The 25,302-nt window shown below is 62.6% G+C and carries 22 protein-coding genes; 18 read left to right on the forward strand and 4 right to left on the reverse strand.

Annotated elements, in window-relative coordinates; all coding sequences use genetic code 11:
- The first annotated feature begins 195 nt into the window (after positions 1 to 195).
- The 7 genes from yajC to ACP7DE_RS21750 all read left to right on the forward strand — a co-directional run bounded on the left by yajC (position 196) and on the right by ACP7DE_RS21750 (position 6,254).
- Positions 196 to 528 (forward strand): preprotein translocase subunit YajC, encoded by a 333-nt coding sequence (gene yajC, locus ACP7DE_RS21720; protein ID WP_096238151.1) that lies wholly within the window; start codon positions 196 to 198, stop codon positions 526 to 528.
- 96 nt (positions 529 to 624) lie between these two features.
- Positions 625 to 2,490 carry a protein translocase subunit SecD gene (gene secD, locus ACP7DE_RS21725; RefSeq protein ID WP_426074036.1) on the forward strand — a complete coding sequence of 622 codons (1,866 nt, stop codon included), beginning with the start codon at positions 625 to 627 and terminating at the stop codon, positions 2,488 to 2,490.
- Positions 2,491 to 2,580: 90 nt separating this feature from the next.
- Positions 2,581 to 3,603: a protein translocase subunit SecF gene (secF, locus tag ACP7DE_RS21730; protein ID WP_426074037.1), complete on the forward strand. Its 1,023-nt coding sequence runs from the start codon at positions 2,581 to 2,583 to the stop codon at positions 3,601 to 3,603.
- 73 nt (positions 3,604 to 3,676) lie between these two features.
- Positions 3,677 to 4,426 carry a hypothetical protein gene (locus tag ACP7DE_RS21735; RefSeq protein WP_426074038.1) on the forward strand — a complete coding sequence of 250 codons (750 nt, stop codon included), beginning with the start codon at positions 3,677 to 3,679 and terminating at the stop codon, positions 4,424 to 4,426.
- The gene (locus ACP7DE_RS21740; RefSeq protein ID WP_426074039.1) at positions 4,423 to 5,124 is read left to right on the forward strand and encodes a helix-turn-helix transcriptional regulator; all 702 of its coding nucleotides are present in this window, start codon (positions 4,423 to 4,425) and stop codon (positions 5,122 to 5,124) included. The genes ACP7DE_RS21735 and ACP7DE_RS21740 overlap by 4 nt, the downstream gene beginning before the upstream one ends.
- Before the next feature lie 90 nt (positions 5,125 to 5,214).
- Positions 5,215 to 5,841, forward strand: coding sequence for a glutathione S-transferase family protein (locus tag ACP7DE_RS21745; protein WP_426074040.1), 627 nt, complete (start codon positions 5,215 to 5,217; stop codon positions 5,839 to 5,841).
- Positions 5,842 to 6,080: 239 nt separating this feature from the next.
- The gene (locus ACP7DE_RS21750; protein ID WP_426074041.1) at positions 6,081 to 6,254 is read left to right on the forward strand and encodes a hypothetical protein; all 174 of its coding nucleotides are present in this window, start codon (positions 6,081 to 6,083) and stop codon (positions 6,252 to 6,254) included.
- Here ACP7DE_RS21750 and ACP7DE_RS21755 read toward each other — a convergent pair.
- The 3 genes from ACP7DE_RS21755 to ACP7DE_RS21765 form a co-directional block, all read right to left on the reverse strand.
- Positions 6,251 to 7,096, reverse strand: coding sequence for an HDOD domain-containing protein (locus tag ACP7DE_RS21755; protein ID WP_426074042.1), 846 nt, complete (start codon positions 7,094 to 7,096; stop codon positions 6,251 to 6,253). The two genes, ACP7DE_RS21750 and ACP7DE_RS21755, sit on opposite strands and share 4 nt — an antisense overlap.
- 298 nt (positions 7,097 to 7,394) lie before the next feature.
- Positions 7,395 to 7,679, reverse strand: a complete 285-nt coding sequence (locus ACP7DE_RS21760; protein WP_426074043.1) for a hypothetical protein — start codon at positions 7,677 to 7,679, stop codon at positions 7,395 to 7,397.
- Positions 7,680 to 7,737: 58 nt separating this feature from the next.
- Positions 7,738 to 8,178, reverse strand: a complete 441-nt coding sequence (locus tag ACP7DE_RS21765) for a MarR family transcriptional regulator (RefSeq protein ID WP_426074044.1) — start codon at positions 8,176 to 8,178, stop codon at positions 7,738 to 7,740.
- Positions 8,179 to 8,310: 132 nt separating this feature from the next.
- Here ACP7DE_RS21765 and ACP7DE_RS21770 point away from each other — a divergent pair, with 132 nt between their 5' ends.
- The 10 genes from ACP7DE_RS21770 (at position 8,311) to ACP7DE_RS21815 (ending at position 23,325) form a co-directional block, all read left to right on the forward strand.
- On the forward strand, positions 8,311 to 9,255 hold the full coding sequence (locus ACP7DE_RS21770) for a GlxA family transcriptional regulator (protein ID WP_426074045.1): 945 nt from the start codon (positions 8,311 to 8,313) through the stop codon (positions 9,253 to 9,255).
- A gap of 140 nt (positions 9,256 to 9,395) precedes the next feature.
- On the forward strand, positions 9,396 to 10,637 hold the full coding sequence (astC, locus tag ACP7DE_RS21775) for an acetylornithine/succinylornithine family transaminase (protein WP_426074046.1): 1,242 nt from the start codon (positions 9,396 to 9,398) through the stop codon (positions 10,635 to 10,637).
- Positions 10,638 to 10,743: 106 nt separating this feature from the next.
- A complete protein-coding gene (locus tag ACP7DE_RS21780) occupies positions 10,744 to 11,775 on the forward strand; it encodes an arginine N-succinyltransferase (protein WP_426074047.1) in 1,032 nt (343 codons plus the stop codon).
- Positions 11,776 to 11,788: 13 nt separating this feature from the next.
- Positions 11,789 to 12,841: an arginine N-succinyltransferase gene (gene astA / locus ACP7DE_RS21785; RefSeq protein WP_426074048.1), complete on the forward strand. Its 1,053-nt coding sequence runs from the start codon at positions 11,789 to 11,791 to the stop codon at positions 12,839 to 12,841.
- Complete coding sequence (gene astD / locus ACP7DE_RS21790; protein WP_426074049.1) at positions 12,834 to 14,330, forward strand: succinylglutamate-semialdehyde dehydrogenase; 1,497 nt, start codon at positions 12,834 to 12,836, stop codon at positions 14,328 to 14,330. The genes astA and astD overlap by 8 nt, the downstream gene beginning before the upstream one ends.
- A gap of 18 nt (positions 14,331 to 14,348) precedes the next feature.
- Positions 14,349 to 15,689, forward strand: coding sequence for an N-succinylarginine dihydrolase (gene astB / locus ACP7DE_RS21795; RefSeq protein WP_426074050.1), 1,341 nt, complete (start codon positions 14,349 to 14,351; stop codon positions 15,687 to 15,689).
- Positions 15,690 to 15,837: 148 nt separating this feature from the next.
- Positions 15,838 to 20,565 carry an NAD-glutamate dehydrogenase domain-containing protein gene (locus tag ACP7DE_RS21800; protein ID WP_426074051.1) on the forward strand — a complete coding sequence of 1,576 codons (4,728 nt, stop codon included), beginning with the start codon at positions 15,838 to 15,840 and terminating at the stop codon, positions 20,563 to 20,565.
- Positions 20,565 to 21,584: a succinylglutamate desuccinylase gene (locus ACP7DE_RS21805; RefSeq protein WP_426074052.1), complete on the forward strand. Its 1,020-nt coding sequence runs from the start codon at positions 20,565 to 20,567 to the stop codon at positions 21,582 to 21,584. Before ACP7DE_RS21800 ends, ACP7DE_RS21805 begins: the two co-directional genes overlap by 1 nt.
- Positions 21,585 to 21,731: 147 nt before the next feature.
- Complete coding sequence (locus ACP7DE_RS21810; protein WP_426074053.1) at positions 21,732 to 22,706, forward strand: DUF2167 domain-containing protein; 975 nt, start codon at positions 21,732 to 21,734, stop codon at positions 22,704 to 22,706.
- A gap of 109 nt (positions 22,707 to 22,815) precedes the next feature.
- On the forward strand, positions 22,816 to 23,325 hold the full coding sequence (locus ACP7DE_RS21815) for a DUF1993 domain-containing protein (RefSeq protein ID WP_426074054.1): 510 nt from the start codon (positions 22,816 to 22,818) through the stop codon (positions 23,323 to 23,325).
- Positions 23,326 to 23,331: 6 nt separating this feature from the next.
- Here the strand turns inward: ACP7DE_RS21815 and ACP7DE_RS21820 are convergent, their stop codons facing one another.
- Complete coding sequence (locus ACP7DE_RS21820) at positions 23,332 to 23,907, reverse strand: glycine zipper 2TM domain-containing protein (RefSeq protein WP_426074055.1); 576 nt, start codon at positions 23,905 to 23,907, stop codon at positions 23,332 to 23,334.
- A 212-nt stretch (positions 23,908 to 24,119) separates the two neighbouring features.
- Here ACP7DE_RS21820 and ACP7DE_RS21825 point away from each other — a divergent pair, with 212 nt between their 5' ends.
- Positions 24,120 to 25,232 (forward strand): NADH:flavin oxidoreductase/NADH oxidase, encoded by a 1,113-nt coding sequence (locus ACP7DE_RS21825; RefSeq protein ID WP_426074056.1) that lies wholly within the window; start codon positions 24,120 to 24,122, stop codon positions 25,230 to 25,232.
- Positions 25,233 to 25,302: the final 70 nt, after the last annotated feature.

Below are 25,302 nucleotides of genomic sequence, written 5' to 3' on the forward strand. Positions count from 1 at the left end.
AAAAGCTTAGCTTGCGCCCTGGCGGCAGCATGGCCGGAAGTTTTGTGTATTGGTGCTTGGACTGGGGCGATAAAGCATTGCATAATGCTTTTTTAGCCCCATTTAAAGTTGCCATGCCTGCAATTCGGGTTATGACGTATAGCCAATGCTAGAATACAGCGCTATTTTTTCAAACTGATTAGAACTGGAGTCACCGTGTTTTTCATTTCCAACGCTTATGCGCAAGCCCCAACCGACGCCCTGGGCTTCGGCGGCAACCTGACCAGCTTCTTGCCGCTGGTATTGATGTTCGTGGTCATGTATTTCCTGATGATCCGTCCACAGCAAAAACGCGCCAAAGAACAACGGGCGATGATGGACGCGCTGGCCAAGGGTGACGAAGTCGTCACCGCTGGCGGCATGCTGGGCCGTGTTGTCAAGGTAGTGGACGCTTACGTCACCATCGAAGTGGCGACCGGCACCGAAGTCACGGTGCAAAAGAGCTCCATTACCACTTTGCTGCCTAAAGGCACCCTGAAGGCGCTGTAATTCCTCGCTGTCATTGCCTCGGCAATGATTCACCGGGGCGGCTACCCGCCGCCCCTCGCGACGCCTCCGACGCTCAACACTGAACGCTGAATCATTATGAATCGCTATCCTGCCTGGAAATACATCATCATCGTCGTCGCCTTATTGCTGGGCGCACTCTATACGGCGCCCAATTATTTCGGTGAGTCACCGGCGCTGCAAGTAACCAGCGGCAAGTCGACTGTCAAAGTGACGAGCGAGCTGATGACGCAAGTCGAGCAAATATTGACGAAAGAGAACGTCAAGTCGGAAGGTGTCACTATGGATGGCGCCGGCAACCTAGCCTCTGTGCGTGCGCGTTTCGCCGATCCCGATACCCAGTTCAAGGCAAAACTGGTGCTGGAAAAGGACTTGAACTCCGATTCCACCGATCCCGCGTACATCGTGACGGTCAATCTGCAAGCCAATACGCCAATGTGGATGCAAAAATTGCATGCATTGCCCATGTTCCTGGGCCTGGACTTGCGTGGCGGCGTGCACTTCCTGATGCAGGTCGATGCGAAAGCCGTACTGAACAAGAAAGTCCAGGGCGTCCAGTCCGCCGCGCGTAGCGTGTTGCGCGACAAAAATATCCGCCACGCCGGCATCGAGCGCGTGGGCGACAGCGTGCAGATCAACTTCCGTGACGCCGATACGCGCCTGAAGGCAAAAAACGTCCTGTCCGACCAGATGACTGAGTTGGCGTTCGCCGATGCGGGCGAAGGCAGCGACCTGAAACTGAACATCACCCTGAAACCGGCCGCCCTGAAGGCGACCATCGACGAAGGCGTGAAACAGAATATCTCCACCCTGTCCAAGCGCGTCAACGAGCTGGGCGTGGCCGAGCCGCTGATCCAGCAGCAAGGTCCTGACCGCATCGTGGTGCAATTGCCTGGCGTGCAGGACGTGGCCCGCGCGAAAGCCATCATCGGCCGCACGGCGACCCTGGAAGTGCGCCTGGTCGACGAAAGCATCGTGCCTGGCACGGAACTGTCGAGCGCCATTCCGTTCAACTCGGAACTGTTCACTGTCGGCAAGGGCGTCCCTGTCGTGCTGGCGAAAGACGTGATCCTGACGGGCGACTATATCTCCAGCGCCACGGCCAGCTTCGACCAGAACCAGCAAGCGGCCGTGTCGATCGACCTGAACGGCGACGGCGGACGCAAGATGCGCGAAGCGACGCGCGAACGCGTAGGCAAACGCATGGCCATCGTGCTGTTTGAAAAGGGCAAGCCGGAAGTGCTGTCGGTTGCCACCATCCAGCAGGAACTCGGTTCGCGCTTCCAGATCACCGGCATGGGCGGCGCGGAAAACGCAAATGAACTGGCGCTGCTGCTGCGCTCGGGCGCCCTGTCCGCGCCGATGACCGTTATCGAAGAACGCACGATTGGACCGCAACTGGGCGCGGAAAACATCGCCAAGGGCTTCCATTCGACCTTGTATGGCTTTATCGCCATCGCCATTTTCATGATCGCCTACTACATGCTGTTCGGCGCTTTCAGCGTGCTGGCCCTGGCCGCCAATCTGCTGTTGCTGATCGGCCTGCTGTCGATGATCCAGGTGACGTTGACTTTGCCCGGTATCGCCGCGATCGCGCTGGCGCTGGGCATGGCGATTGACGCCAACGTGCTGATCAATGAACGTATCCGCGAAGAGCTGCGTGCCGGCAATACGCCGCAAGCGGCAATTGCCGCCGGCTTCGACCGCGCCTGGGCCACGATTCTCGATTCGAACGTGACCACCCTGATCGTCGGCCTGGCGCTGTTGGCCTTCGGCAGCGGTCCCGTGCGCGGCTTCGCTGTTGTGCATTGCCTGGGTATTCTGACCTCGATGTTCTCCTCCGTCTTCGTCTCGCGCGGCGTGGTCAACCTTTGGTATGGCCGCAAGAAAAAGCTGACGACCTTGTCGATCGGCACGGTGTGGGTGCCGGGCACCAGCAAATAAGCGACAGCCCCGACTCACCCCATAGCGTCAACAGCGATCGCGTCCGGAGGCACAGCCGCCGGACGCACAGAATAGAACTCAGAGGATTTCATGGAATTTTTCCGGATCAAAAAAGATATTCCCTTCATGCGCCATGCGTTGATTTTCAACGTGATTTCGGCGGTGACCTTCCTTGCAGCCGTCTTCTTCCTGGTGCACAAGGGCTTGCACCTGTCCGTCGAATTCAAGGGCGGCACCCTGATGGAGGTGAAATACCCGAAGGCGGCCAATCTTGAAGGCATACGCGGCACCCTGATTGCCATGGGCTATGAAGAGCCGGGCGTGACCAGCTTCGATACGGCGCGCGACGTGATGATACGCCTGCCGGTGGAAAAGGGCGTCAGCGCCGCGAACACGTCGCAGCGCGTGTTCGACTCGCTGTGCAAGGCCGAGCAAGGCACGACCAAGGCCATCGACACCGTCACTGCAAAGGGCGAGCATGTACTCAAGAGCGCGTGCATGGACGCTGCCGGTAGCGAGGCGGTCGTCTTGCAGAAAGTCGAATTCGTCGGCCCGCAGGTGGGCGAGGAACTGGCGCAGAACGGCTTGAACGCGCTGGTGGTGGTGATTATCGGCGTGATGATCTACCTGGCCATCCGCTTCGAATGGAAATATGCTGTCTCGGCCATTATCGCCAACTTGCATGACGTGGTGATCATCCTGGGCTTCTTTGCCTTCTTCCAGTGGGAATTCTCGCTGACGGTACTGGCGGCCATCCTGGCGGTGCTCGGCTACTCGGTCAACGAATCGGTGGTGATCTTTGACCGTATCCGCGAAAATTTCCGCAAGCAGCGCAAGGCGACCGTGCATGAAGTGATCGACAGCGCGATTACCAGCACCATTTCGCGTACCATCATCACCCACGGCTCGACCCAGATGATGGTGCTGTCGATGCTGCTCTTCGGCGGCCAGACCCTGCACCACTTCGCACTGGCGTTGACCATCGGTATCTGCTTCGGTATTTACTCGTCCGTGTTCGTCGCGGCCTCCATCGCCATGTGGCTGGGCGTCAAGCGCGAAGACTTGATCAAGCCGGTCAAGGAAAAAGACGAAACCGACGGCGCCGTGGTGTAAGCGCAGTTTGATGCATGACGAATTCAAGAACGATCACCCGCGCGGTGGTCGTTTTTTTTTGTAATGGATGACGATGAAGCGTTTGATAGTGATGGGCATCATGGCGGGCATCAGCACGCTGGCCAGTGCCGCAGAATTGCGCCGTGTGGCCAGCGATACCATCGCCCTGCGCGGCACCATCGCCGAGGGCGATGTGGACAAGCTGCGGCAGCTGGCCACGCCAGTGACAACCGTGTTGCGCGTCAATAGCGACGGCGGCGACCCGCAGGCGGCCATGCAACTGGGCCGCTACCTGCGCCAGCGGCAATGGAGTCTCGCCATCGATACGGTGTGCGCGGGCAGCTGCGCCCTGTACGTTTTCCCGGCCGCGCGGTACAAAAGCATCCCCGGCACTGCTGTGCTGGCGCTGCAGGACACGGCCGTCCTGCGCGCGCAGGCCGGCCCGGAGCAGATGCGCCGCAGCCTGCTCGAGGTGGGTGTGCCGGCCGATGAGCTGGACCGTGAAACGGCCGCGCTGGCTGCACAATTGGCGCAGGTGGCGGCACTGGAAGCGGCCTTTGCCGTGGAGCTGGGCATTGCCCCCGCCTTTTACCGCGATTTCCGGCAAGTGGCGGCGCAGGCCGATAGCGTGCGCCAGCGCTTTCCCGACCAGGATGCAGCCATCTACTGGTGGCCGGCCGCCGCTCGCCTGCAGCGCTGCTACGGCATCGCCGGCGTGGACGAAGGCCCGCGCGCGGTGCGCCTGGCGCCGGACGGCTATCTGTACGTGCCGGCGCTGTCGGCCCTGGTCATGGGCGACCAGGCCCTGCAGGCTTGCCCATGAGTCGCAGTGGCCGTTTGTTCCTGCTGATGGACGCCATGCGCGCCAAACGGGTGCCCGTCACGGCGGCCCAGCTGGCGCAGCAGCTGGGCGTCTCCGAGCGCACGATTTACCGCGATATCCAGACCCTGGCCGAACTCGGTGCGCCCCTGCAGGGCGAAGCGGGCATCGGCTATGTGCTGCGCCGTGGCGCCTTTTTGCCACCGCTGATGTTCGGTCCCGATGAACTGGAAGCGCTGGTGCTGGGCGCGCGCTGGGTGCGCCGCCAGGGTGATGCGGGCCTGGCGCAGGCGGCCAGCAATGCCCTGGCGAAGATCGCGGCCGCCACGCCGCGCGACCTGCGCGACAGCATGGCCGAGACCAGCCTGTGGGTGCCGCTGGGGCGTCCCGCCGATGGCGTGCAGCCGGCCGATCAGCATGTGCAGCCGGTGCGCGAGGCGATCCGCTCTGAGCAGAAGCTCACCCTGGGCTACCAGGATGAGCATGGCAATACCACCTCGCGCACGGTGTGGCCGTTTGCCCTGGCCTTTTTCGAAGGCAAGCGCCTGCTGGCCGCCTGGTGCGAGCTGCGCGGCGATTACCGGCATTTCCGCATCGACCGCATCGCCAGCGTGCAGCGGCATGATGAGCGCTATCCCACGCGCCGCCACGCTTTGCTCGATACCTGGCGTAAGGCGCACGAGATTGATCCGGAAAGCTAGTGATCCGGAATCGTGATAATCGCTCCTGACAAAAACTGTCAGTGACGGCGACTACGATGGTGGCTTCTTCACTCACTGGAGTACTCCATCATGCGCCTGTACCACCACCCCATATCCTCGAATGCCCGCCGCGCCCTGATGACGGCGATCCACCTCGGCCTGCCTCTGGAACTGGCCGAGGTCGATCTGATGAATGCGGATGATCGGCGCCGCCTGGTCGAGCTCAATCCAAACGGCAAGCTGCCCGTGCTGGCCGATGGCGCTTTCCTGCTGTGGGAATCGTGCGCCATCATGCAATACTTGGCCGAGCAGGTGCCGGGCCAGACAATTTATCCGCAGTTGCCGCAGGCCCGGGCCGACGTCAACCGCTGGCTGTTCTGGGCCGCGCAGCACTTCGCGCCGGCCATTGGCGTGCTGGCCTGGGAGCGCGCGTGGAAAGGCATGACGGGGGGCGGCCCGGCGGACCCGTTGGAAGAGGCGCGCGGCGAGCGCGACCTGCATGCATGCGCCGTGGTGCTGGACGCGCATCTGGCGGGACGCAGCTGGCTCAGCGGCGAAGGGCTGACCCTGGCCGACTTCGCCGTGGCCGCGCCGCTGATGTATAGCGAGGCGGTGCGGCTGCCGCTGGCGCAGTACCCGCATATCCAGGCGTGGTTTGCCCGCGTGCGGCAGTTGCGTGCCTGGCAGGAAACGGACGTGGCGCTGTTGCCGGGTTAATGTGCGCGCTAAGTGTGCCAGCGTACGGAGCCGGTGCGGCGCAGCACATAAGATAGGGCTGTCTCTTTCAGGACATCCCTAGCTTTGGACTTTACCCGCTTTCGAGCGGGTTTTTTTTTCCGCTTTCGAGCGGGTTTTTTTCCGCTTTCGAGCGAATTTTCGTCCGGTGCTTGAAAGTGGCTTGATAATTTGATTATCGCTGCACAGATGGGACGACGCCCACTGCAAGCAGGTACGCCATGTTCATGCCACGCCATCCGAAGCCATTATTGAGTACCCGGGCGGTCGCCACGCTAGTCGTCCAGCAGACGCAGGGAACGAAGGCCATGGACAAGCATGTGCTGATCGCCGACGCGCCGAAGCCGGCACCAGGCGTGCCGAGCATGCCGCCGGTGCCGGTAAAACAGGATTAATGCACGAGCACCTTCAGCAGCGACTGTACTTCATCGTCCGATTCTTCCATGATGCTCGACAGGGTCGCATCGCCGATGACGCAATCGATGCTGCCGGCGGCGCGGGCGGCCCGCACGGCGATGGCGGCCGGGCTTTCATTGAGGGGCGAAGCCACCGGCGCCAGGTCATTCGCCAGTAGCAGCGTGTCGCCCAGCGATTCGGGCGGGATGGCGCGCAAGCCTTCCCACAGCGCATCGATGGCGCCCATCACGGCTTCCGGCACCTTCAGTTTGCTCAATACGCCATGGCCGATGGCTTGTTCGCCATGTTCGACCCAGTCCTGCGGTTCGCCGTCGAGGATGCCGGGGAATTCGGCTGCGCGCGACAGCAGATAAAAGCCGCCCACTTCATGCATGATGCCGGCAAACAGGGCCGTGTCTGGGTCCACCTTGGTGACGCGGCGAGCCAGTACCTGCGACAGGGCCGCCACGTGGGCCGTATGCTCCCACAGCTGCTTGGCCTTCGCTTGCAGCACGGGATCGGTGATGGTGCTGCCCAGCTGGCGCACGATCAGCGACGCTACCACCGACTGCAGTGTACGCACGCCGAGCCGTTGCACGGCGTTGCGCACGCTGGTGATTTCGTTGCCGGAACGGTTGAACGCCACCGAATTGGCGATGGCCACCGTGCGCGCGGCCAGCAGCGGGTCGGCTTGCACCAGCTTGGCAGCGGCCTCGATATGGCAGTCGGGATCGGCCAGCGCCTCTTGCAGCTTGAGCGAAGCGTTCACATTGGCAGGAAAGGTCAGCTCGCCACGAGCGGCTTGTGCGGCGATGCTTTTAAAGGCGTCGAGTCTGTTCATTGAAAAAATTATACTCGCAATATTTCCGTGCGGAACTTTTTAACCGTGATCTTTTCGTAAACAAGCGAGTAAAAGGCAAGCAAAGCCCCGTAAACGGGAAAAGGCATCCCACTGTATCAGCGGCATGCCTTTTTATCATGACAACGATCGTCAAAGCGCTGAACAGGACGGTAGCGAGCGGCAGTGATTTGTAGCCGAGAAGCGCAGCCGCACTTTAGTACGGGGGCGCCGAGCCGGTGAGCATCGCCGGCCGCAAAGCGCACCGCGCAGCAGGTCCTGTTGGTCCTGTTAAGCGTTACTACAGAGATTCGCTGAAGATGGCGTCGCAGCCTTCGACCAGTTCATCGCTGTCTTCCAGCTCATCGGTCAGGCCCAGGTCGAACAATTCCTCGACGGCATTCATGAAGCTGTTGTGCTTGGTGGCGCCGATCAGGCGGTAGATTTCGCCGTCTTCGTTGCGCACGCCGATGATCAGTTTTTCCTGGCGCACCAGTTCCGGCGTGCTGGCGTTGAGCAGCAGGTTGCCGATGATGTGTTTATCGAAATGAGCGGGTTTTTTGCCGTCGAGCAGTGAGGTTTTCAACTTGGTTTCCTTTGTCTTGTTTGAATGTATTGTTTGAATGTCTGTGCTTGGTGAATGGTCAGCCGTGGCCGTGGCCGTTGGCGATGGCGTGCTTCAAGCCCGCCAGGGTGGTTTCCAACCGCATGAAATCGTCTTCTGTATAGCCGTGGAACAGGTTCTGGCCTTGCTTTGTCAGCTTGGGGAACACGTCATGGAACACCTGTTCTCCCTCGCAGCTCAAGCGCACGAAGTAGGAGCGCTTATCTTTCGTGCAACGTTCGCGGAGCACCAGCCCCTTTTGCTCCAGCCGGTCCACCACACCCGTCAAGGTACCCTTGGTAATCAGGGTTTTCTGGCCCAGTTCCTTGTAGGACATGCCGCAGGTGTTGCCGAGCGTGGCAATGATGTCGAATTGCGCATGCGTCAAGCCGTACTGGCGCACGAAGTCGCCTGAAAACCGCTCGAAGCCTTGCATGCATTCGGCCAGCAGCCGGATACTTTTTAAATATCGTTCACCCATGGGGTGTGATTATATCCTTCCATCCCGCTTTTTTCCGCCGCGTCAGGCCCCGCTGTTGCATGCGGGTCTGGATGGGGCAGAACTCCGGTATCATGTGGGCAACTCAGCCCTTGTCCCTGGTCCGCCTCGCCGATGTCTTTCGCTAATCTTTCCCGTATCGGCCTCGACAAACCGCTGCGCCTGCTGCTGGTTCATGCCGGCGATGCCGAGTCGATTACCTGGGCTGGCCTGGTGCAGCCGCTGCGTCTGTGTGCGCGGGTGCTGGGGCCGGACGCCCTGCAACTGGACGTGCGCACGCCCGAGCAAGTCGCCCAGCAGGGCGGCAACTGGCATATCGCGCTGCTGGTGGCCGATGAAACAGAGGCGCCGCTGCGCGCTGAGCTGTGCCGGGCCGTGATCGAGCGCTGCCGTTCGGCGCCATTCTGGGGGGGCGTGGGCGCTGCCGTGCTGTGGCTGGCCGACGCGGGCGTCATGGATGGCGTGCGCATCGCCTTGCCGTGGGCCCTGTACGCCGATGCGGAAGCGAAGGCCGAACGCGCCATCCTGACGCCGCACCTGTTCGACATCGACGGCCCGCACATCACCTGCTGTGGCGGCGCGGCCAGCATCGACTTTTCGCTGACCCTGATCGAGACCGTGTTTGGCGCCGACGTGCAGGCGCTCGTCAAGGAAGCGCTGTGCGTGGACAAGGTGCGCGGCAAGGAAGAACGCCAGCGCGTGGCCTTGCAGGCGCGCTTCGGCGTGCTGCAACCGAAATTGTCCGAAGCTGTCACCTTGATGGAGGCGAATATCGAGGAGCCGCTGTCGACCGATGACATCGCCAGCCTGGTGGGCCTGTCGCGGCGCCAGCTCGAGCGCCTCTTCAAGCAATACCTGGGCAGCTTACCGTCGCGCTACTACCTGGAGCTGCGCCTGCAGCGCTCACGGCAATTATTGCTTGATACACATTATTCCATCGTGCAAGTAGGTCTGATGTGCGGTTTTTCCTCCGGTTCGCACTTTTCCACGGCGTTTGGCACCCTGTTTGGCAATACCCCGCGCGAAGAGCGTCAAAGAAAGCTCATGCCGCCAGCCTAGCCGACGCCATGGCCGCTGTGAGGAATTGTGAAAATCCTTGTCGCAGATTCAAAAGAGTTTTAGCATCCCGCTTTTTATAATGCAGTACACACGTAGCTGTCGTAGCTGCGGAGTACCTAACATATTGATGGGGAAATGCTATGAATGCCAAGCTTGATTCGACCGTAACGGCTCGTCCAGTCACCCGGGAAACCTTTGACCAGGTCCTCGTTCCTACCTACGCCCCAGCAGCCATGGTGCCCGTGCGCGGTTCCGGACTGGATTTGTGGGACCAGTCAGGCAAGCATTACCTCGATTTCACCTCCGGTATCGCCGTCAACAGCCTGGGCCACTGCCATCCGGTCCTGGTCGACGTGCTGACTAAGCAAATCAATAATTTGTGGCATTTGGGCAACGGCTACACCAACGAGCCCGTTCTGCGTCTGGCACTGGCCTTGACGGAAGCGACCTTCGCCGACCGCGCCTTCTTCTGCAACTCGGGCGCGGAAGCCAACGAAGCGGCTCTGAAACTGGCGCGCAAATACGCGCACACCAAGTTTGGCGCGCACAAGTCGCGCATCATCTCGTGCTTCAGCTCTTTCCATGGTCGCACCCTGTTTACCGTCTCCGTCGGCGGCCAAGCCAAGTACACGGAAGGCTTCGAGCCGCTGCCACCGTCGATCGATCATATCGCCTACAACGACATCGAAGCGGCGCGCGCCGCCATCGGCGATGACGTGTGCGCCGTGATCGTGGAGCCGGTACAAGGCGAAGGCGGCGTGGTGCCGGGCAATCCGGAGTTCCTCAAGGAGCTGCGCGCCCTGTGCGACAAGACCGGCGCCCTGCTGATTTTCGACGAAGTCCAGTGCGGCATGGGTCGCACTGGCGCGTTGTTTGCCTACATGGGCTATGGCGTCACGCCGGACATCCTGACGGCCGCCAAGGCGCTGGGCAATGGCTACCCGATCGGCGCCATGCTGACCACCAATGAACTGGCGCAAACCCTGGCTGTCGGCACTCATGGCACCACCTACGGCGGCAACCCGCTGGCCGCCACCGTGGCCTTGAGCGTGCTGGAAACGATCAACACGCCAGCGTTCCTGGCGCGTGTGAAAGAAGCGAGCGTCAACACCATCTCCATGCTGCAAGGCTTGATCACGGATTACCCGCATGTGTTCTCCGTGGTGCGCGGCAGCGGTTTGCTGCTGGGCCTGGTAGTCAGCGATGCCTTCAAGGGCCGCGCGAAAGACATCCAGAAAGCGGCCGAAGCGCAAGGCTTGATGGTGCTGATCGCCGGCATGGACGTGGTGCGTCTGGCGCCAGCCCTGATCGTCTCGGACGAGCAGATCGCTGAGGCGGGCCGTTTGCTGCACCTGGCCATCGACGGCCTGCTGAAAGCCTGAGGCTAGTCTTACCCCCGCACTATCACCGGCCCGCCGCTTTGCTGCGGGCCGGCTTGGTTCTACCCGGGTTTTCAGCCCAGGTAATGTCTGCATTGAAGGAGTACCCATGTATGTTGTCCGTCCGGTAGAAATTGCGGATATTGCAGCCCTCGAAGCGCTGGCCGCGGTAACCATGCCGGGTGTCCATACCCTGCCGAAGACGCGCGAAAAAATCGCCGCCTCCGTCGAGCGCTCCATCGCCTCGTTTGCCGCCCATGTCGACATCCCCAGCGAAGAGTCATATCTCTTCGTGCTTGAATCCCTGCTCGACAAGAGCATCTTCGGGACAGCCGCCATCTTCGCCTCGGCCGGCTCGAACGGCACGTATTTTTCCTTTCGCAACGACGTCATCCAGCAAGTGTCGCGTGATCTGAACATCAGTCACAGCGTGCATGCGCTGACCTTGTGCTCGGAGTTGACGGCGTATTCGCAGCTGTCCGGCTTCTATGTGCGCAACATGGAGCAGGCGGGCCTGGAAGCGGCCTTGCTGTCGCGCGCGCGGTTGCTGTTTGCCGTGCTGGCGCCGCACCGTTTCGGCGACCGCTTCTTCGTGCCGCTGGCCGGCATCACGGACGTCAACGGCCAGTCGCCGTTCTGGGATGCGCTGGGCCGCAAGTTCTTCCAGATGGATTTCCTCGATGCCGAAAAAGTCATCGGCGGTGCGCGCAACCGTACCCTGATCGTCGAATTGATGCCGCATTACCCCGTGTATGTGCCGCTGTTGCCCGGCGACGCGCAGGCGGCCATGGGCCAGATCCACCCGAGCGGCGAACTGGCGTTCAATTTGCTGACGGAAGAAGGTTTCGAGGCAGACGACTACATCGATATCTTCGATGGCGGCCCGATTCTGCAGGCGCACAAGCATGCGCTGCGCTCGTTTACGGGTTCGCTCACGCGCCGCGTCGTCGCCGGCGTCACGCCCAGCCGCACGGGCCTGAAAGTGCATTACGCGGTCGCTTCGGGCGCGGAGCGCAACTTCCGCGCCGTCACCTTTACCTGCGATGCGCTCGAAGCGCAGGACACCGTCGGCTTGCCGGCCGAGCTGCTTGACGCGCTGGCCGTGGCCGAAGGCGACAGCGTCATTTGCGTGCGCATTTAACCGAGAGAACATTATGCTAGTAGTACGCGCCATCAACGCTTCTGACCTGGATGCCCTGTACGGCTTGGCCAGCCAGGTCGGCACCGGCATGACCACCCTCAAGCCGGACATGAAAATGCTGGGCGACCGCCTGGCCATCGCCTGCGCCTCGTTCGCCGAAACCATCGCGCCCGAGAAGCGCGACTACATGTTCGTCATGGAGGATACCGACACGGGCCGCCTGGCCGGCGTGTGCGCCATCAAGGGCGCCGTGGGCCTGGAAGAGCCGTTCTATAACTACCGCATCGGTACCCTGGTCCATTCCAGCCGCGAACTTGACGTGTTTACGCGCATGGAAACGCTGTACCTGTCGAACGACCTGACGGGCAGCACGGAACTGTGCTCGCTGTTTTTGCACCCCGATTACCGCAGCGGCAACAATGGCAAGCTGCTGTCGAAAAGCCGTTTCCTCTTTATCGCCCAGTTTCCGCACCTGTTCACGGAAAAGCTGATCGCTGAAATGCGCGGCTACCAGGCGCCGGACGGCAGCTCGCCGTTCTATGAAGGTCTGGGCCGCCACTTCTTCAAGATGGATTTCCATCACGTCGATGACTTGACGAGCCTGGGCAAAAAATCCTTCATCGCCGAATTGATGCCGCGCCAGCCCATGTACGTGGCCTACCTGCCCGACGAGGCGCAGGAAGTCATCGGCAAGGTGCATCTGAGCACGGCGCCCGCGCGCCGCTTGCTGGAACAGGAAGGCTTGCACTTCGAAGGCTATGTCGACATTTTCGACGCCGGTCCCGTGCTGCAGGCGCGCGTCTCCGAGCTGCGCGCCATGCGCGACAGCGTGTCGGCCGTGCTGGACGCCGAGGCTGCGCCTGAAGTGTGCGCCGACCTCGCCCAGGCCGAGCCTTACCTGGTGTCGAACACCGACCTGAAAGATTTCCGCATGATCGTCACCAGCGCCAATCCGTACAGCGGCAAGATCGCGCTGGACGACGATGAATTGCATCTGCTGCGTTGCCATCACGGCGACACCGTGCGCACCTTGTCACTCAACCCGAGGAAGCATCCCCATGTCTAAATCGTCCAACCTTCATTCATCTACCGCAGCATCGAACTTCATCAACGGCGCCTGGCTGCCGGGCACTGGCCGTGAACTTGTCACCATTGACCCATCGAACGGCAAGCAAACCTGGGCCAGCCTGGAAGCGACGGAGAACGAAGTCGAGCAAGCTTGCCAGGCCGCCTGCGTGGCTTTCGACGCGTGGGCCGATACGCCCGTCGAAGAACGCATCGCCATCTGCGTGCGCTTCCGCGACCTGTTGAAGGAACATGCCGAAGCGCTGGCGCTCCTGATCTCGGAAGAAGTGGGCAAACCGCTGTGGGAGTCGCGCACGGAAGTGGCCACCATGGCCAACAAGATTGATATCTCGGTGCAGTCGTACAATGCGCGCACGGGCATCACGCAAAGCAGGATCGCCGACGGCGATGCCGTGCTGCGCCACCGCCCGCATGGCGTGTTCGGCGTCTTCGGCCCGTACAATTTCCCAGGCCACCTGCCGAATGGCCACATCGTGCCGGCCCTGATCGCCGGTAACACCATCGTCTTCAAACCCAGCGAATATGCGCCGCGCACGGCCGTCAAAACCGTGCAGCTGTGGCAGCAGGCCGGCTTGCCGAATGGCGTCGTCAACCTGGTCAACGGCGGGCGCGACACGGGCGTAGCGCTGGGCGCGAATGGACACCTCGACGGCGTGCTGTTTACAGGTTCCTGCCAGACGGGCATCAGCCTGCACCGCCAGTTCGGCGGCCAGCCGGGCAAGATGCTGGCGCTGGAAATGGGCGGCAACAACGCCCTGGTGGTGTGGGATGTGAAGGACGTGGACGCCGCCGTGCACCACGCGATCTTCTCCGCGTTCGTCTCGGCCGGCCAGCGCTGCACCTGTGCGCGCCGCCTGGTGGTACAAGATAACGCTGCGGGGTCTGCCTTCGTGGCGCGCCTGGTGGAAGTGGCCGCGAAACTGGGCATCGGCGCGTCCGACGCCCAGCCGCAGCCATTCATGGGGCCTGTCGTATCGAGCGCCGTGGCCGCACGCCTGGTGCAGGCGCAAGCGGACATGGTCGCCAAGGGCGGCACTACCTTGCTGCAGATGCGCCAGTTGAATCCCGAGGCAGGCTTTGTCACGGCCGGCATCGTCGACGTTACCGATGCTTCCGGCATTCCCGACGAAGAATGGTTCGGCCCACTGCTGCAAGTGATCCGCGTGGCCGATTTCGATGCGGCCCTGAAGGTTGCCAATGCCACCGAATTCGGCCTGGCCGCCGCGCTGCTGTCCGATGATCCGGCCCTGTGGCAAACTTTCCAGACACGCGCGCGCGCCGGCATCATCAACTGGAACCGCCCGACCACGGGCGCCGCCAGCACGGCGCCGTTCGGCGGCATCGGCAAGTCGGGCAACCACCGTCCAAGCGCCTATTACGCGGCCGATTACTGCGCCTACCCGGTCGCTTCGATCGAGAACAGCGTGCTGGAAATGCCGGCCAAGTTGTCGCCCGGCCTGAATTTTTAAGTTTTAAAGGACATACCCATGCACAGCACGCGCGAATACAACTTTGACGGCCTGGTCGGCCCATCGCATAACTATGCGGGACTCTCGTTCGGCAACGTGGCCTCGTTCAGCAATGTGAAAAGTGCTTCGAATCCGAAGCAGGCCGCCTTGCAGGGCCTGGCCAAGATGCGCGCGCTGGCCGCGCGTGGCTTTGCGCAAGCCTTGCTGCCGCCGCAGGACCGGCCCAATTTCCGCCTGCTGCGCGCTATCGGTTTCACGGGAACGGACGCCGAAGTGCTGGCGCGCGCCTACAAGGAGTCGCCCGTTATCCTGGCTTGCGCGTATTCCGCCTCGCCCATGTGGACGGCGAATGCTGCCACGGTCAGCCCGTCGGCGGACACGCAGGATGGGCGCGTGCATTTCACGGCCGCCAACCTGAATAACAAGCTGCACCGCGCCTTCGAGCACGCGCAGTCGGCGCGCAGCCTGCGCGCCATTTTCAGCGACGACAGGCATTTCGCCGTGCATGATGCGCTGCCATCGACGCCGGCCTTTGGCGACGAGGGTGCGGCCAACCACACGCGCCTGGGCGCGGGCCACGGCGCGCCATCGGTTGAGTTGTTCGTGTATGGTCGGGTGGAGTTCGATCCTTCCGCGCCGTCGCCGAAGCGCTACCCGGCGCGCCAGACCCTGGAAGCGTCGCAAGCCGTGGCGCGATTGCATGGCCTGGACGCGAAGCGCACCGTGTACATGCAGCAGAATCCTGACGTGATCGACCAGGGTGTGTTCCATAACGACGTCATCGCCGTCGGCAATGGCAACGTACTGTTTTATCACGAGCAGGCGTTTGCCGATGAAGAGGAAAGCCTGTCGCAGCTGCACCGCGCCGTCGCCGCCACGGGGGCCGACTTGCAGGCGCTGCGCGTGGACACCGGCCAGGTGCCGATCACGGACGCCGTCAGCAGCTATCTGTTCAACAGCCAGTTGCTGACGAAAGAGGGCGGCAAAATGGCGCTGGTGATACCGCAGGAGTGCCAGGAAAACCGCGCCGTATCGCGCTACCTGGAAGGCCTGGTGGCCAGCGGTGGCCCCATCGATGAACTGATTCATTTCGACCTGCGCCAGAGCATGCGCAACGGCGGTGGGCCTGCCTGCCTGCGTTTGCGCGTGGCTCTGACGGAAATCGAGGCGCGCGCCATGCATCAGGGCGTGATCATGACGGAAGCGTTGTACCATCGGCTGGTGCAATGGGTGGAGACGCACTACCGCGACCATCTGGAGCCGGGCGACCTGGCCGACCCGCAGCTGGCGCTGGAAGTGCATGCGGCGCTTGAAGAATTGACGATCATCCTCAACTTACCTGGATTGTACGACTTGTAGGCGATAGAAAAACACAGAAAAAACTCGAGACAGACTATCCGCAACACAGAATTGGACGGGCGACCCCCGTCTCTTGACACCGCTGCCGCCCAGCCACAAGCCCGAACGACAGCGTTGGACATTCACATTACCGTAATGGAGATGCAAGATGAATCACACGCCACAAGATTTGCGCACACAAACGCTGGAGCTGATTAACGCGGCCGGCAGTGCGAACAAGGCGGCAGCGCCTGTCGTGCAGCTGGTGCAGGCATGGCTGGACTCGCTCGACGCCGAAGACCTGGCCGATATCGCGCCCGACAGCCTGGCGCCCGTGCTGATCGACGGTTTCACGCAAGCGGCCAAGCGCACCGGTAGCGGCTGTCAGATCGCCACCCTGCGTTATGCGGATGGCCGTGGCGGCATGGCGAGCGCCTTGCTGATCCTGAACGAAGACATGCCTTACCTGGTCGACTCCATCGTCATGGCCATGCGCCGCCAGCATCTGGCCGTGCGCGGCGTGATGAATACCGTGCTGCCGGTGCGCCGCGCCGCTGACGGTAGCGTTGAAGCGGTGCGCCAGCCGGGCGACCCGCTCGAATCGTATGTGCTTGTGCTGCTCGATGAAGAGCTGGCGCCGGAAGCCCAGGCCGCGCTGGTTGCTGCCATCGACATGGTGGCGCGTGACGCCTTTGTCGTGCGCCGCGACAGCGCCGCCATGAGCGAGCGCCTGGCCACCGTCGCCACGGCGGCATCGCAGCATGGCGAAGAAGGCGCGGAAGTGGCCGCCTTCCTGGAATGGGCCCGCAACGGTGGCTTTGAAGTGTTCGGCTATGCCTACTACCGCGTCAAGCCGGGCGTGCGCGAGCTCGAACGCGACATCCCGAGCCGCGTCGGCGTGCTGCAGGATACTGCGCACCCCGTCTACGGCACCTGCCTGGCGAATATCCCGGGCGACTTCGACACTCTGTCCAAGCGCGAATCGGCGCTGTCTATCGTCAAGGCTGACGTGGCAGGCACCCTGCACCGCGACCAGCAACTGGACTTCATCGGCGTGCGCGGCAGGGATGCGCAAGGCGCGATCCTGGGCGAGCATTGCTTCGTCGGCTTGTTTACCCGTGCCGGCAATTCCACCCCGCTGGCAGCGCTGCCGTTTGCGCGCGGCCGCGTGGCCAAGGTATTGAGCCTGGCCGGCGTGCGCCAGCAAGGTTTCCGCGCCGAGAAATTCCGTGAAATCCTCGAATCCCTGCCGCGCACCGAAGCGCTGGAAGCGGACCTCGATTGGCTGGCGCAAGTATGCGGTGCCGTCGTCTCGCTGTACAAGCAGCCGCGCACCAAGGTCTTCGCGCGCCGCGACGTGTATGCGCGCCACCTGAACGTGCTGGTGTACCTGCCGCGTGAGCGCTACAGCGCCAGCGTGGCATCGAGCCTGGCAAAGGCCCTGCAAGCCAGTTCCGGCGCCACCCATGTGAGCACGCAAACCCTGGTGGCAGACGGTCCCCTGGCGCGCGTCTACCTGATCGCCCACGCCGCCCGTTACCCGCTGGACCTGGAAACGGATATCGAACAGCCGCTTCTGAGCGTGCTCGATGGCTGGCATAACGGCTTTGCCGCCGTGGCCGATGCCGTGCCAGACGTAGCCCTGCGCACCAGCCTGCGTAAGCTCTGCGCCACACTGCCGCTCGACTACGTGGCCGCCACCGCGCCGGCCGTCGCCTTCCGCGACCTCGACACCATCCTGCGCAACACCGATCCATCGCAAGTAGCCGTGCGCATCGAGACAGGTGCAGTCACCACTATCCGCCTGTATTCGGCCAACAAGGTGCCGCCGCTGTCGGCCATCTTGCCGGCGCTGCATAACGCGGGCGTGGCGATCGACCGCGAGCAAGCCTTCTCGATTTCGCCACTCGACGGCACGCGCTATTTTGTCACCAGCCTGACGGTCGATGCCGCCAGCGCGGCGAAATTGGCGCAGCCATCCGTCGTCGCCGTGGCGCAGGAATTGTTTGCCGCGCTGTTCAACGACACGGCCGAAGATGGTCGCCTGAATGGCCTGGTCATCGAAGGCGGTCTGTCGACGCGCGAAGTGCAACTGGTGCGCGCCTACACCAGCTACTGGCGCCAGACGGGCAGCCGCTTCTCGGTGCGCTACATTGCCGAAAGCCTGCGCAAGCAGCCGGCCCATGTGAAAGCCCTGGTCGACGCCTTCCTGCAGCGCTTCGATCCCTCGCTGTCCGCCGCGCAGCACGCGGCGGCCCTGGAAAGCATCGCCACCATCAAGGCCGGTCTGCCATCTGTGAACCATGCCGATACCGAGGAAATCCTCGGCGCACTGGCCGACCTGATGGCCGCCACCCTGCGCACCAGCTACTTCCAGAACAATCAAGCCGGCGACAAGATCATCTTCAAGTTCGATACCAGCAGCCTGGCGCTGGTGCCGGAACCGCGTCCTTACCGCGAGATTTTCGTCTTCTCGCGCCGCTTCGAAGGTGTGCACCTGCGCGGCGGCCCTGTCGCCCGTGGCGGCTTGCGCTGGTCCGACCGCATGGAAGACTACCGCACCGAAGTGCTGGGCCTGGTCAAAGCCCAGATGGTGAAGAATGCCGTCATCGTGCCAGCCGGCGCGAAGGGCGGTTTTGTCTGCAAGATGATGCCGAAGGACGCCGTGCGCGAAACCATCGCGGCCGAAGGCGAAGCCGTGTATCGCCTGTTCATTTCCAGCCTGCTGGAAGTGACAGACAACCGTTCGCTGGGCAATATCGTCCCGCCAGTCGACACCGTGTGTTTTGACGATGCCGATCCTTACCTGGTGGTGGCCGCCGACAAGGGCACGGCCACGTTCTCCGACATCGCCAACGGCATCGCTGTGCAGCGCGGCTTCTGGCTGGGCGACGCATTTGCCTCGGGCGGCTCGAACGGCTACGACCACAAGAAACTGGGCATCACCGCCAAGGGCGCATTCGAAGCCGTGAAGCGTCACTTTTATGAAATGGACCACGACCTCAATACCACGCCGATCAGCATGGTCGGCGTGGGCGACATGTCGGGCGACGTGTTCGGCAATGGCGTATTGCTGTCGCGCCAGCTGAAACTGGTGGCCGCGTTCGACCACCGCCACATCTTCCTCGACCCGGCACCGGACGTCGCCGTCTCGTTCGAAGAACGCGCGCGCCTGTTCGCCTTGCCGCGCTCTTCGTGGGATGACTACAACAAGGACTTGATCTCGGCAGGCGGCGGCGTGTATCCGCGCTCCGCCCGCACAATCGATTTGTCGCCGCAAATCCGCGCCGCGCTCGATATTGCCGAGACCTCGCTGGCACCGGAAGAACTGATGCACCGCATCCTGAAATCCCCGGTGGACCTGTTCTACAACGGCGGTATCGGTACCTACATCAAGGCCTCGACGGAAACGCATGCGCAAGTGAAGGACCGCGCGAATGACCATATCCGCGTCAGCGGCAATGAGCTGCGCGTGAAAGTGGTGGCCGAAGGGGGGAATTTGGGTGCCACGCAGGCAGGCCGCATCGAGTTCGCGCTGGCGGGCGGACGCATCTTCACCGATGCGATCGACAACTCGGCCGGCGTGGATTGCTCGGACCATGAAGTGAACGTGAAAATCTGGCTGGACGTGGAAGTCAATGCGGGCAAGTTGACGCAAGCCGAACGCAATCGCGAGCTGTATGCGATGACGGACGACGTCGAACGCCTGGTCTTGCGCGACAACACGCAGCAGACGCATTTGCTGGTGCGCGAGTTGCAGGCGCAAAGCGAGAGTGTCGTGCAGGATGGCTATGCCGCCCTGATCGCCAGTTTGGAAGAAGAGGGCGCGCTGTCGCGCGAACTGGAGCAACTGCCTTCGGTAGCCGAACTGGCGCGCCGCAAGCTCGATAACCGTGGCTTGACTACGCCGGAACTGGCGGTGGTGATCGCCAACGTGAAGAACCGCTTCAAGCGCATCCTGTCCGCGCTGCCGTTGACGGATGAAACGTGGGCTGAGCCGGTGCTGAAACCGTACTTCCCATCCTTGCTGGTGGAAACCCGTTCGGCGCTCGACCATCCGCTGGCCAACGCCATCCTGGCCACCGTGCTGGCCAATGAAGTGATCAACCGCTGCGGCCCGCTGATGATCCGCAACCTGGCGGTAGAACATGGCGTGGACGAGTCGACCGTGATTCTGGCATGGGGCCAGGCCTGGGTGGCACTGAACCTGGCGCCCGTGTTTGACGCGCTCGATGCCGATGCGCTGACGATTCCACGCGAAGTGTCGATCAAGGTCGACGCGCAAACGCGCGTGCTGCAGCAAACGATGATCACCGGCGTGTTGTCCGTGCCGGCCGAGCAGTTGCGCGGCGCCGGTCTGGCCGAACTCACGCGCCTGTTTGGCGCAGAATCGAAGCGCGAGCTGCTGCAAGCCGTTGGCATTAAATCCGAGGCCGCGCTGGTACCTGGGCTGAAACCTGCCTTCGTGCAGGCATGGGATGCGGTCGACGCGCTGGAAGTCGTTGCCGGCTTCCTGTTCCCGGCCCTGTCCGTGCCGCGTCCTGCCTCGATGGATCTGGCCGCCTTCCTGCAAGTGGGCCTGGCCCTGCGCAGCCAGGCGGGCATCGACACCCTGGAGCGTGGCTTGAAGCTGGCTGCGCAAGGCAAGTCGCAGGAACAGTTGCGCAACTACGCGCAGCAAGCGCTGCGCCGCACGCAACAGCGTCTGCTGACGCAGGTGCTGGCGCGTGCCGAGCAAGGCAACGCGGGCCAGGCCGTCGATGCGGTGACGGGCGCGCTGGGCCTGTCGGCCTATGTGGCGGCGACGGAACTGGAGCAAGCCATGCTGGACGTGTGGACCTTGTCGGAAGCCGTGAATAAAATCACGGCGAAATCCACAGCGGAAGCGGCGGTGTAATGACGCAAGAAGTACCACAAGTTGGACAGGGCGCTGGCGGCTTGCCGCCAGCCGTGCAAGCGCTGGCGCAGGCCGATTTCAGCGGCGTGGCGCCACTGTTTGCCAACGCCGGTTTCACGGTGGCCTTGCCGGCGCCGGGCATGCTGCAAGTGGTCAAGCCGCAAGCCGATGCGGGCCGCGCCAGCGTGGCCGTCTCGGTGGGCGTGCATGGCGACGAAACGGGGCCGATCGAAGTACTGGCGCACCTGCTCGATGCCCTGTCGCGCGATGCGTCGAAGCTGGCCGTCGATTTGCTCGTTTGCGTGGGCAATGTCGATGCGATCCGGGCCGGCAAGCGTTTTATCGACGCCGACCTGAATCGCATGTTCCGCCCCGTGCGGGGGAGTCTGGCGCACGCGGCGGAAAGTGCACGCGCCGATGAAATGATCGCCGCGACAAAAGCGTTCTTTGAAGCGGCGGGCCCTGTGCGCTGGCACCTGGATTTGCACACGGCCATCCGGCCTTCCGTGTACCCCACGTTTGCCATCGTGCCGGACCTGGTGGCCGACGACGCCAAGGCGCAGCTGATCGATTGGCTGGGCCAGGCGGCCATCGGCGCCATCATCATGAACCCGCAGTCGGCCGGCACGTACAGCTATTACTCGGCCGAGCATTGCAACGCGGCCGCCAGCACGGTGGAACTGGGCCGCGTGGGCACCCTGGGGCAGAACGATTTGTCCCTGTTCGACGACGTGTCGCGGGCGCTGGATGGCTTGCTGCGCGGCCTGCCTGCGCAGCCCGTCAAGGCGCCGCCGCATGTGTTCAAGGTGGCGCAGGAAATCATTAAGCACAGCGATGAATTCCGCATGGCGTTCGACCGCAGCACGCAAAATTTCACGTCCTTGCCGCAGCACGCGGTGATCGCCAGCGATGGCGACCATGTGTACACGGTGCAGCACGCGGAAGAGTTGGTGGTGTTTCCGAACCCGGACGTGCGCGTGGGCTTGCGCGCGGGGCTGATGGTGGTGCGTACCTCCTGATCGTCCAGCCATCACGCAGCATCAGGCGCCAGCCGGGGAAACCCGATTGGCGCTTTTTTTATGGAAAAATGCCTCACAGAAATAATTATCCATTAAGCAATCAGCTGGTTTAAAATATTTGCCCTTTTGCAATTTCTTGGACCCATCATGTTGAAACGCCTGTTGACAGCGCTGCTGTGCCTGACCCTCTCCGGCCTGACGGCTGCCGCCCCTGCCGATGAGAAGGCATCCGCACCGGAAATGACGGCCGAGCAATTCCTCGCCCAGTTGCACCTGCAGCGCGGCAAGATCACTTTGCCGGGCGGCATCGCCACCCTGGATTTGCCCGCCAACTTCCGTTATTTGTCACCGGCGGACGCCGAGCGCGTGCTGGTCGATGCCTGGGGTAACCCACCGGGCATGGAGTCGCTGGGCATGATCGTGCCCGCCAAGGCCAGCGTGCTGGAGCGCGATAGCTGGGGTGTCATCGTCACGTATGAAAAGGAAGGGCATATCAAGGATGACGATGCGGACAGCATCAAGTACGACGAATTGCTCAAGGATATGCAGGCATCCGTGCTGGACAATAACGCGGAGCGCAAGAAGAAGGGTTATCCCGGCATTCAGCTGATGGGCTGGGCGGAAAAACCCAGCTATGCCAAGGATACGCACAAGCTGTACTGGGCCAAGGATCTGATGGTCGATGGCGGCGAGCACTCGCTGAACTACAACGTGCGCGTGCTGGGCCGCGAAGGCGTGCTGAACCTGAACGCGATTGCCAGCATGCAGCAGATCGAGACGATCAAGAAAGAGATGCAGCAAGTGACGGCATTCACGGAATTTACCGAGGGTAACCGCTACACGGATTTCGACAGCAAGACGGACAAGGTGGCCGAATATGGCTTGGCGGCGCTGGTGGCGGGCGGCGTGGCCAGCAAGCTGGGGCTGTTTGGCAAGTTGCTGGCGCTGCTGCTGGCCTTCAAGAAAGTGCTGCTCCTGGCCGTGGTGGGCGGCGGGGCGGCCATCGTCAAGTTCCTGGGCGGCAAGCGCAAGGATAAGCAGGCGCCGCAGCCACTGGCGCAGGCAGAACCCGCGGCACAGCCGGAGCGCGCGCCGGATGGCAAGGTGAATTTGGACAAGTAAGAGCAAGTGGGCCGCTCGGTGCGCTGGCGCACAGGAGTGGCATTGCGCGCGCCGCCGGAAAACAGCGCCTCGGGTACACTGGCCCATCGTTCACTATCAGGAGTTCGTCATGTCCGTGTCCATGTATCAGGCAACCATTCCCGTCTTCGTCCGCGGCTTGCGGGTCGTCTCGGCCCTGCTGGAAAAAGCGCAAGCGCATGTGGAGGAGGATGGCATCGTGCCCGAGATTTTACTGGGTGCGCAGTTGGCGCCCGACATGCTGGATTTGACGGCGCAGGTGCAGCGCGTCAGCGATACGTCGAAGATGTCGGTCGAGCGCCTGAGCGGCGTGCCGGCGCCGAAGTTTGAAGATAATGAAGCGTCGTTCGAGCAGTTGCAAGAGCGTATCGCCAACACCATCGCCTACATCGACAGCGTCAACGCGGGCCAGATGGCCGGCAGCGCGCAGAAGGAAGTCGTGTTGAACTGGACCGACGAGGGGACGACATTCTCGGGCGACAATTACCTGCTCAGCTTTGCTTTGCCGAACTTCTATTTCCACGTCTCCATGGTCCACGCCATACTCAGAAACAATGGCGTGGCCGTGGGCAAAATCGATTATCTGGGACCGTACGACTGACCTGGTTTAACGTTGTGGCGGCTGCTGCACCTGGTTCTGTACCGCATTGCCCAGCATGCCGCCGCCGATCACGCCGGCCACCGTCGCCAGCGCCTTGCCGCGGCCGCCACCTACCTGGTTGCCGATCAAGCCGCCGATGACGGCGCCCGTGCCGATGCCCACGTAGTTGGGCTGGGCGGGAGCCGGCGCTGGCACTGGCTGCGGCTGGCGTACGGGTTCGCGGTAGGCTGTCTCGCGGTAGCCATCATTGTTGTCATGGTAGGCAGGACGCGCCTGCGCCACTTGCGTGCGGTGCACAACGCGCTTGTGCACGACAGGTGCCGGTGCCGGAGCGGGGGCAGCTTGCGCGACGACAGGCGCGGCAACCGGTGCAGTCACGGGACCAGTCGCGGGCGCTGCCAGGGCTGCGGCGTTCGCTGGCGTCATGGCGGCTACATCGGCAGGCACGGCAGGAATATTCGCCCGTGAATTGGGCAGGATGCCGGCGATGGATGCCGCGCCCACCAGGCACAGGACTGTGACGGAAATGGCGGCGCCGGCCATCAAAGGGTGGATGCGGTTGGCAGTAGTCGTCGTGTTCATGTGTTCTCCTGGGTGGCAATGTGTTGCGCTGTTGTTGATGTGTCCAGCTGATGTGTTCACTGATGTGTCCACTGATGTGTCCACTAATGTGACCAGATTAACGGCCGCGCCTGCGCAAGGCTAGCCCTTGCGCTGTATCAAACGTAAGCAGGTGTAAGCCGCGCTGTCCAAAGCACAGTAGAATCGGTGCTTCCCCTTTTCCGGAGTCCGCCATGAGCCAGCTATTCACGCCGTATGCACTGGGGCCGCTGCAGGTGGCCAACCGCATCGCCATCGCGCCCATGTGCCAGTACTCGGCCGACAACGGCAACGCCACCGACTGGCACATGATCCACCTGGGCCACCTGGCCCTGTCCGGCGCGGGCTTGCTGATGACGGAAGCGACGGCCGTCTCGCCCGAGGGACGCATCTCGGCCGAAGACCTGGGCCTGTGGTCGGACGCGAATCAAGCTGCGCTGGCAAACGTGGTGCAGGCGATCCGCCGCCACGCGGCGATTGCGCTGGTGGTGCAGCTGGGTCATGCGGGACGCAAGGCATCGAGCCGCGCGCCTTGGCAGGGCGGTGCCTGCGTGCACCTGGCCGACGGTGGCTGGCAAACGGTGGCGCCATCAGCCATCGCTCACGCACCCGGCGAAACGGTGCCGATCGCCCTGGACGAGATGGGTTTGCTGCAAATCAAAGGCGCCTTTGTGGCCGCCGCGCAGCGCGTGCATGCGCTGGGTATCGAGGGCATCGAATTGCATGCGGCGCACGGTTATCTGCTGCACCAGTTCCTGTCGCCGCTGTCGAATCACCGAACCGATGCGTATGGCGGCAGCCTGGACAACCGCATGCGTTTTCCGCTGGAAGTCTACGAAGCCGTGCGCGCCGCCGTGCCCGCCACGGTGGCCGTGGGCGTGCGTCTTTCCGCTACCGACTGGGTCGATGGGGGCTGGGAAATCGAGCAAAGCGTGCGTTTCGCGCAGGAACTCAAGCAGCTGGGCGCCGACTTCATCCATGTCTCCAGCGGCGGTATTTCGCCGCAGCAGCAGATTCCCGTGGGACCCGGCTACCAGGTGGCGTTTGCCGAACGCATCAAGCGCAACAGCGGCTTGCCCACCATTAGCGTAGGCTTGATCACGGAGGCGCAGCAGGCGGAAGACATCATCGCCAACGGCCAGTCCGACATGGTGGCACTGGCGCGCGCCATTCTGTTCGACCCGCGCTGGCCCTGGCATGCGGCGGCCCAGCTGGGCGCGCAGGTGCAGGCGCCGCCGCAGTACTGGCGCTCGCAGCCGCGCGAATACAAGAACCTGTTCGGCGATACGACCCTGGGCCAGCGCTAAGGGGCCTCGTCTGCTACACTGACGCTTCTTCCCCATTTCTCCAGGACGCTTCGACATGCGCCATTGATAC

The organism is Janthinobacterium sp. DSP2-3-3 (assembly GCF_049897325.1).
Taxonomy (GTDB): domain Bacteria; phylum Pseudomonadota; class Gammaproteobacteria; order Burkholderiales; family Burkholderiaceae_D; genus Janthinobacterium.

Coding starts and splice junctions, on each gene's coding strand:
- secD (WP_426074036.1), top strand. CDS start 625: ATGAATCGCTATCCTGCCTGGAAATACATCATCATCGTCGTCGCCTTA.
- secF (WP_426074037.1), top strand. CDS start 2,581: ATGGAATTTTTCCGGATCAAAAAAGATATTCCCTTCATGCGCCATGCG.
- ACP7DE_RS21735 (WP_426074038.1), top strand. CDS start 3,677: ATGAAGCGTTTGATAGTGATGGGCATCATGGCGGGCATCAGCACGCTG.
- ACP7DE_RS21740 (WP_426074039.1), top strand. CDS start 4,423: ATGAGTCGCAGTGGCCGTTTGTTCCTGCTGATGGACGCCATGCGCGCC.
- ACP7DE_RS21745 (WP_426074040.1), top strand. CDS start 5,215: ATGCGCCTGTACCACCACCCCATATCCTCGAATGCCCGCCGCGCCCTG.
- ACP7DE_RS21750 (WP_426074041.1), top strand. CDS start 6,081: ATGTTCATGCCACGCCATCCGAAGCCATTATTGAGTACCCGGGCGGTC.
- ACP7DE_RS21755 (WP_426074042.1), bottom strand. CDS start 7,096: ATGAACAGACTCGACGCCTTTAAAAGCATCGCCGCACAAGCCGCTCGT.
- ACP7DE_RS21765 (WP_426074044.1), bottom strand. CDS start 8,178: ATGGGTGAACGATATTTAAAAAGTATCCGGCTGCTGGCCGAATGCATG.
- ACP7DE_RS21770 (WP_426074045.1), top strand. CDS start 8,311: ATGTCTTTCGCTAATCTTTCCCGTATCGGCCTCGACAAACCGCTGCGC.
- astC (WP_426074046.1), top strand. CDS start 9,396: ATGAATGCCAAGCTTGATTCGACCGTAACGGCTCGTCCAGTCACCCGG.
- ACP7DE_RS21780 (WP_426074047.1), top strand. CDS start 10,744: ATGTATGTTGTCCGTCCGGTAGAAATTGCGGATATTGCAGCCCTCGAA.
- astA (WP_426074048.1), top strand. CDS start 11,789: ATGCTAGTAGTACGCGCCATCAACGCTTCTGACCTGGATGCCCTGTAC.
- astD (WP_426074049.1), top strand. CDS start 12,834: ATGTCTAAATCGTCCAACCTTCATTCATCTACCGCAGCATCGAACTTC.
- astB (WP_426074050.1), top strand. CDS start 14,349: ATGCACAGCACGCGCGAATACAACTTTGACGGCCTGGTCGGCCCATCG.
- ACP7DE_RS21800 (WP_426074051.1), top strand. CDS start 15,838: ATGAATCACACGCCACAAGATTTGCGCACACAAACGCTGGAGCTGATT.
- ACP7DE_RS21805 (WP_426074052.1), top strand. CDS start 20,565: ATGACGCAAGAAGTACCACAAGTTGGACAGGGCGCTGGCGGCTTGCCG.
- ACP7DE_RS21810 (WP_426074053.1), top strand. CDS start 21,732: ATGTTGAAACGCCTGTTGACAGCGCTGCTGTGCCTGACCCTCTCCGGC.
- ACP7DE_RS21815 (WP_426074054.1), top strand. CDS start 22,816: ATGTCCGTGTCCATGTATCAGGCAACCATTCCCGTCTTCGTCCGCGGC.
- ACP7DE_RS21820 (WP_426074055.1), bottom strand. CDS start 23,907: ATGAACACGACGACTACTGCCAACCGCATCCACCCTTTGATGGCCGGC.
- ACP7DE_RS21825 (WP_426074056.1), top strand. CDS start 24,120: ATGAGCCAGCTATTCACGCCGTATGCACTGGGGCCGCTGCAGGTGGCC.